The sequence below is a fragment of the Mesorhizobium sp. B2-3-6 genome, from assembly GCF_006442305.1.
Lineage (GTDB): Bacteria > Pseudomonadota > Alphaproteobacteria > Rhizobiales > Rhizobiaceae > Mesorhizobium.
This window is the reverse complement of sequence record NZ_VFVW01000004.1, coordinates 677,520-684,514: the sequence shown is the minus strand read 5'-3', so window position 1 is coordinate 684,514 and position 6,995 is coordinate 677,520. Positions and strand designations below refer to the sequence as shown.

The following is a 6,995-nucleotide window of genomic DNA, read 5'->3' as shown; positions in this document are numbered from 1 at the left end:
GCCTCATAGGCCCGCCGCGCCCATACCGCCATCTCGTCGGGGTCGTCGAAGGCACTATCGGGAATACTCCAATAGGGCATCGCCACCAGCTTGCCGTGGCGAGACCCGGTGTAGGTCCACTGCGCGCAGCCGGCGGCCTCGAAGTCGGGCGCGCTTTGCTCGTCCGCTTTCAGCATCAATTCGCCGCGCAACACGATGGCGACGATGACGCCGTCGGCATAGATGCCCTTGCCGCCGAACAGTTTGCGGATGCTGACCGGGCCCAGGCTCTGGAAGAGTTCTTCTATGCGTTCATTGTCCATGCGCGGATCATGTCACCGCGATCCGGCCTTGTCATCGCCGCAACCAAAACCATGCTGACAGGTTGAAAGGGGATCGACCGGAGTTTCCCGTCATGCCTGTCCTGCTCAAAGGCTCCTGCCGCTGCAATGCCGTTCGTTTCGAGGTGGAAAGCCACACGCCCGTGCCATTCATGCTGTGCTACTGCTCGATCTGCCGCAAGCAGCAGGGCGGCGGCGGTTTTGCCATCAATCTCGGCGCCGACTACGAGACGATGACCATCCGCGGCAAGAGCAGCCTCGGCGTCTATCGGGCCGAGATCGAGGACGACGAACATCCGCATTGCGAAATCTCGACCGGAGAGCGCAATTTCTGCCGCAAATGCGGATCGGCGCTGTGGCTCTACGACCCGACCTGGCCGGAACTCGTCCATCCCTTCGCCTCGGCGATCGACAGCGACCTGCCGAAACCGCCAAGCAAGGTGCATCTGATGCTGAAATACAAGGCCAACTGGGTCGAGCCCGATGTCGGGCCGAGCGACAAGGTGTTCGACGTCTATCCCGAGGAATCGATCGCCGACTGGCATAAGCGGACCGGGACGTGGGTGGAGTGAGTGTCTTCGCTGCGTTCTAAGGGAGGTGAGGAGTGGTCTGCGCAGCAGGCGGGAAGCCAATTGCGCGGCTTTTCGAATGACGAACGCCGGCAGCGGGGCTATCGCTGCCCCTCATCCGGCCCTGGGGGACACCTTCTCCCCGTAAACGGGACGAAGGAAGGTCAGGCGGAGGCGCGTGCTTCTGCCAGCGCCTTGAGGTCGGCCGGCTTCAGTTCGACGGATTCGCCGCAGCCGCAGGCCGAGCTCTGGTTCGGGTTGCGGAAGGTGAAGCCGGTGCGCAGCGTCGTCTGCTCGAAATCCATCTCGGTGCCGAACAGGAAAAGTGCTGCTTCCGGCGCGACATAGACATGGGCGCCGTCGCGCTCGATGTGGTCGTCCTTGGTATTGGGTTCGGTCACCAGGTCGACCGTGTATTCCATGCCGGCGCAACCGCCCTTCTTGATACCGAGGCGAATGCCATGCGCATTCTCACGCGTGGCAACGATCTCGCGCACCCGGTCGGCGGCCTTTTCGGTCATCGTGATGACGGCAAAGCGTCCCATCTTTTTCCTTCTCCATTCCATGCAGGTTCAAGGCCTGCCGAATGATTCCTCACCTAAAATGGTGAAGTTTTACCACTGGCGCAAGTGTGCCGGACTCAAGGTCAATACCAGCCCACCGCCACCTGCGCCTCTTCCGACATGCGATCGGGCGACCAGGGCGGGTCGAATGTCATGTTGACCTCGACGCCCGACACGCCTTCGACGGCGCCGACGGCGTTCTCAACCCAGCCCGGCATCTCGCCGGCCACCGGGCAGCCGGGCGCGGTCAGCGTCATGTCGATCTTGACCGAACGGTCGTCCTCGATGTCGATCTTGTAGACGAGGCCAAGCTCGTAAATATCGGCCGGGATTTCCGGGTCGTAGACCGTCTTCAGCGCCGAGACGATGTCGTCGGTCAGCCGCGCCAGTTCGTCGGCGGGAATTGCGGAGGCGGAAACCACCGCCTTAGCGGCCGCGTCGGGAACAGCGTCGGTAGCTGTGCTGGCATCTTCCATTATCGTCACCCGAAAAACTTGCGCGCTTTTTCCAACGCATCAGCCAAAGCATCGACTTCGGCTCGCGTATTATACATGCCGAACGACGCCCTGCATGTGGAGGTTACGCCGAAGCGTTTCAACAGGGGCTGGGCGCAATGGGTGCCCGCGCGCACAGCCACGCCTTGCCGGTCGATCACCATCGACACGTCATGGGCATGAATGCCTTGCAGCTCGAACGAGATGATGGCGCCCTTGCCGGGCGCGTCGCCGAAGATGCGCAGCGAGTTGATGGCGCGCAGCCGCTCGTGCGCATAGTCCTTCAAATCGGCCTCGTGCGCGGCGATGCGCTCGCGGCCGATCTTTTCCATGTAATCGAGCGCGGCGCCGAGCCCGATCGCCTGGACGATCGGCGGCGTACCGGCCTCGAAGCGGTGCGGCGGGTCGTTGTAGGTGACGATGTCTTCGGTCACCTCCTCGATCATCTCGCCGCCACCCATGAACGGACGCATGCGCTGCAAGATGTCCTTCTTGCCATAGAGCACACCGATGCCGGAGGGACCGTAGACCTTGTGGCCGGTGAAGACGAAGAAATCGCAGTCGAGGTCCTGCACGTCGATGGGCATATGGACGGCGCTCTGGCTGCCGTCGACGAGCACGGGAATGCCGCGCGAATGCGCGATGCGCACGATCTCCTTGATCGGCGTCACCGTGCCCAGCGCGTTCGACATCTGCGTGATTGCGACCAGCTTTGTGCGGCCGGTCAGTCGCTTCTCGAATTCCTCGATGTGGAAGACGCCGAGATCGTCGACCGGCACCCACACCAGTTTGGCGCCCTGCCGCTCGCGGATGAAATGCCATGGCACGATGTTGGAGTGGTGCTCCATGATCGACAGCACGATCTCGTCGCCCTCGCCGATATTGGGCATGCCATAGCCATAGGCGACCGTGTTGATCGCCGATGTCGTGTTCGAGGTGAAGACGATATTGTCGGTGCTCGGCGCATTGAGGAAGCGGCGAACCGTCTCCCGCGCCTTCTCATAGGCGTCGGTCGCTGCATTGGACAGGAAGTGCAGGCCGCGATGGACGTTGGCGTATTCCTGGGCATAGGCGTGCTGGACCGCGTCGAGCACCGCCTGCGGCTTCTGCGCCGAGGCGCCATTGTCGAGATAGACGAGAGGTTTGCCGTAGACTTCGCGTGACAGAATCGGGAAATCGCGGCGGATCGCCTCGACGTCGTAGGTTTCGACTTTCTGGTCCATCATAAGCTCTCTTGAGGCACCGCCTCATTCCGTGCAACGCCCCTCATCCGTCTCGGCGCTTCGCGCCGATCCACCTTCTCCCACAAGGGGAGAAGATCAGGCGCTCTTCCTTCTCCCCTTGTGGGAGAAGGTGGCCGCGAAGCGGCCGGATCAGGGGTGTTCGCCGGAGCGAGCCCTATCCACTCATCCATGCGCCGCAAACCAGCCGTCGAGCCTGGTCTCCAGGGCCTCGACGATCACCTCGTCGTCCAGTTCCTCGATCACCTCGGCGATGAAGGCCTTCACCAGCAGACCACGGGCGCTCTTCTCGTCGATGCCGCGCGCCATCAGGTAAAACAGATGGTTGTGGTCGATCTCGGTGACGGTGGCGCCATGACCGCAGACCACGTCGTCGGCGAAGATTTCGAGTTCCGGCTTGGTCGAGAACTCGCCGTCGTCCGACAGAAGCAGCGTGTTGCAAGCCATTTTGGCGTTGGTCTTCTGCGCGTATTGATGGACGTTGATGCGGCCCTGGAAGACGCCACGCGCCTTGCCGGTCACGACATTGCGGATCACTTCCGTCGACGTGGTGTGCGGCACCGCATGATCGAGCACCATGGTGGTGTCCGTGTGGGCGTCGCCGGCCAGCAGGTTGATGCCGCGCAATTGGAAGTCAGCGCCCTCGCCCGTCGTCTTCACAACGACCTCCTGGCGCACGAGCTTGCCGCCGGCGTTCATGACGAACAGCGTCAGCTTCGCATTCTTGCCGATATGAGCCTTGAACTGCGCCAGATGCGTTGCCGTGTCCGGCTGCTCCTGGATGATCAGCCACGTCACCTCGGCGCCTTCGCCGAGCACGAGCTGGCTGACCGAGCTGACAAGGGCCGCGCCCTCGCCGGCCTGGCGTTCGACGATCACAGCCTTGGCGTCGGCGCCGGCGCGCACGGCCAGGCGTACATGCGTCTGGCCGCCGGCCTGCAGGTTTTGCAATTCGATCGGCTTTTCCACTTGGGTGCCATCGGCGATGTCGACGAAATAACCGTCGGCGACGAAAGCCGTGTTCAACGCCCCGATGGCATCGTCGCTGCCGTAGGGATCGAGCCCAGGCGCGATGCTGCCGTCGGTCAGTTTCTCCGACAGGCACTGGACGCTGACGCCTTCGATTGCGGGCGTTTTGGCGCTCGACACGCCGTTGAGAAGCGGCAACACGGTGGAACCTTCAACGACTGGCGCGATGGCTTTGGCCACGGCCGTCGGGTCGAAGTCCGGCACCGCATTCAGCAGCCGGCGCAGGTCGGTGTAGTGCCAGGATTCGATACGCCGGGTCGGCAGTCCGTGCTTCACCGCCTCGATGGCGTCGTCGCGCTTCAACATCACCGCGCCGTCGCCCGGCAGCAGCGACAACCGTTCGCCGAAAGCGTCGATCAACGCTGTTTCGGCCGGTGTCCGCTGGGGTTGTGTGTGCATGTTCATCAGTTTGACCTTGCCTTCTGGCATCTCACGCGGCTTCACCGATCACGCCGGCATAGCCATTGGCCTCGAGGTCGAGCGCCAGCGACTTGTCGCCGGACTTGATGACCTGGCCCTTGTAGAGCACGTGCACGGTGTCGGGCACGATGTGTTCGAGCAGCCGCTGATAGTGCGTGATGACGACAATGGCGCGCTCGGGCGAGCGCAACGCGTTGACGCCATCGGAAACGATCTTGAGCGCATCGATGTCGAGCCCGGAATCGGTCTCGTCAAGCACGCAGAGCTTTGGCTCCAAAAGCTTCATCTGCAGGATCTCGGCGCGCTTCTTCTCACCGCCGGAGAAGCCGACATTGAGCGGCCGCTTCAGCATGTTCATGTCCATGTTGAGCGAGCCGGCGGCTTCCTTCACCCGCTTCAGGAATTCGGGGATCTTCAGCGGCTCCTCGCCGCGCGCCTTGCGCTGCTCGTTCATGGCAACCTTCAGGAACTCCATAGTCGCCACGCCCGGTATCTCCATCGGATACTGGAAGGCCAGGAAAATCCCCGACGTCGCGCGCTCGGCCGGATCCATTTCGAGGATCGATTGGCCGTTGTAGAGGATATCGCCCTCGGTGACCTCGTAGTCCTCGCGGCCGGCGAGAATGTAGGACAGCGTCGACTTGCCCGAGCCATTCGGCCCCATGATGGCCGCGACCTCGCCGGCTTTCACCGAGAGGTTCAGGCCGCGGATGATTTCGGTGCCGTCATCGACGATGCGGGCATGCAGGTTCTTGATCTCAAGCATTCTTTTGTTTCCTGAATATCTGTCCGGTCAGCCGACCGAGCCCTCGAGCGAAATCCCGATCAGCTTCTGTGCCTCGACGGCGAATTCCATCGGCAGCTGCTGGATGACGTCCTTGACGAAGCCATTCACGATCAGCGCGATCGCTTCCTCCTCCGGAATGCCGCGCTGCATGACGTAGAACTTCTGGTCCTCGGAAATCTTCGACGTCGTCGCCTCATGCTCGAACTGAGCCGTCGCGTTCTTGGCTTCCATGTAGGGAACCGTGTGGGCGCCGCACTGGTCGCCGATCAGCAGCGAGTCGCAGTTGGTGAAGTTGCGCGCGTTGGTCGCCTTGCGGTGCGCCGAAACCTGGCCGCGATAGGTGTTCTGCGAAAAGCCGGCGGCGATGCCCTTGGAGATGATGCGGCTCGACGTGTTCTTGCCGAGATGGATCATCTTGGTGCCGCTGTCGACCTGCTGGTAGCCGTTCGACACGGCGATCGAATAGAACTCGCCGCTGGAATCGTCGCCGCGCAGGATGCAGCTCGGGTATTTCCACGTGATCGCCGAGCCGGTCTCGACCTGCGTCCACGAGATCTTCGAGCGGTGGCCACGGCAATCGCCGCGCTTGGTAACGAAGTTATAGATGCCGCCCTTGCCCTCGGCGTCGCCGGGGTACCAGTTCTGCACCGTCGAATATTTGATCTCGGCATCGTCTAGCGCCACCAGTTCGACGACTGCGGCATGGAGCTGGTTCTCGTCGCGCTGCGGCGCCGTGCAGCCTTCGAGATAGGAGACGTAGGCCCCCTCCTCGGCGATGATCAGCGTGCGCTCGAACTGGCCGGTGTTCTTCTCGTTCATGCGGAAATAGGTCGACAGTTCCATTGGGCAGCGAACGCCCTTGGGCACGAAGACAAACGAGCCGTCGGTGAAGACGGCCGAATTCAGCGTCGCATAAAAATTATCCGACGTCGGCACGACCGAGCCGAGATATTTCTTCACCAGTTCCGGATGCTCGCGGATGGCTTCCGAGATCGAGCAGAAGATGACGCCCGCCTGCGCCAGTTCCTTCTTGAACGTGGTGACGACGGATACCGAATCGAACACGGCGTCGACGGCGACGCGGCCGGACTTGTAGACGTTGTCGCTGGCTTCCTCGAGCTCGGACGCATCGGTCTTCTGCACGCCGGCCAGGATCTCCTGCTCCTTCAGCGGAATGCCGAGTTTCTCGTAGACCTTCAAGATCTCCGGATCGACGTCGCTGAGCGAGCTCGGTCCGGGCGTGCTCTTCGGCGCCGCGTAGTAATAGATGTCCTGGAAATCGATCTTGGGATAGTTGACGCGCGCCCAGGTCGGCTCTTCCAGCGTCAGCCAGCGCCGATAGGCTTCCAGACGCCATTCCAGCATCCAGGACGGTTCGTCCTTCTTCGCTGAAATGAAACGGATGATGTCTTCGCTCAGGCCCTTGGGGGCCTTGTCGACAGCGATTTCGGTCTGGAACCCGTATTTGTATTGGTCGACGTCGATCTTTCGGACCCGATCGATCGTGTCCTGCACAGCAGGCATATGCGTTCTCCATCCACGCCGGGGTCAAGGCCCGACAGTTTTCAAACT

General features: G+C 62.0%; 8 protein-coding genes. 1 reads left to right on the top strand and 7 read right to left on the bottom strand.

From position 1 onward, the window contains the following. Positions 1 to 302, bottom strand: a 302-nt coding sequence (locus tag FJ953_RS16030) for a TfoX/Sxy family protein (RefSeq protein WP_140556922.1), incomplete at its 3' end; no start/stop codon positions are given. A 92-nt stretch (positions 303 to 394) separates the two neighbouring features. On the opposite strand from FJ953_RS16030, the gene FJ953_RS16025 reads away from it, so the two are divergent. Beyond that, a complete protein-coding gene (locus FJ953_RS16025; protein WP_140583375.1) occupies positions 395 to 892 on the top strand; it encodes a GFA family protein in 498 nt (165 codons plus the stop codon). Between the two features lie 161 nt (positions 893 to 1,053). Here the strand turns inward: FJ953_RS16025 and sufA are convergent, their stop codons facing one another. From sufA to sufB, 6 genes are all read right to left on the bottom strand, one after another. After that, positions 1,054 to 1,434, bottom strand: a complete 381-nt coding sequence (gene sufA, locus FJ953_RS16020) for a Fe-S cluster assembly scaffold SufA (RefSeq protein WP_006206001.1) — start codon at positions 1,432 to 1,434, stop codon at positions 1,054 to 1,056. 101 nt (positions 1,435 to 1,535) lie between these two features. Next, the gene (locus tag FJ953_RS16015; protein ID WP_140547766.1) at positions 1,536 to 1,928 is read right to left on the bottom strand and encodes an SUF system Fe-S cluster assembly protein; all 393 of its coding nucleotides are present in this window, start codon (positions 1,926 to 1,928) and stop codon (positions 1,536 to 1,538) included. 5 nt (positions 1,929 to 1,933) lie between these two features. Next, positions 1,934 to 3,169: a cysteine desulfurase gene (locus FJ953_RS16010; RefSeq protein WP_140624753.1), complete on the bottom strand. Its 1,236-nt coding sequence runs from the start codon at positions 3,167 to 3,169 to the stop codon at positions 1,934 to 1,936. A gap of 183 nt (positions 3,170 to 3,352) precedes the next feature. Then, a complete protein-coding gene (gene sufD / locus FJ953_RS16005) occupies positions 3,353 to 4,621 on the bottom strand; it encodes a Fe-S cluster assembly protein SufD (protein WP_140515796.1) in 1,269 nt (422 codons plus the stop codon). 25 nt (positions 4,622 to 4,646) lie between these two features. Further along, on the bottom strand, positions 4,647 to 5,402 hold the full coding sequence (gene sufC / locus FJ953_RS16000) for a Fe-S cluster assembly ATPase SufC (RefSeq protein ID WP_140624752.1): 756 nt from the start codon (positions 5,400 to 5,402) through the stop codon (positions 4,647 to 4,649). A gap of 27 nt (positions 5,403 to 5,429) precedes the next feature. Beyond that, positions 5,430 to 6,947: a Fe-S cluster assembly protein SufB gene (gene sufB / locus FJ953_RS15995; RefSeq protein ID WP_140493879.1), complete on the bottom strand. Its 1,518-nt coding sequence runs from the start codon at positions 6,945 to 6,947 to the stop codon at positions 5,430 to 5,432. Between the last annotated feature and the right edge of the window lie 48 nt (positions 6,948 to 6,995).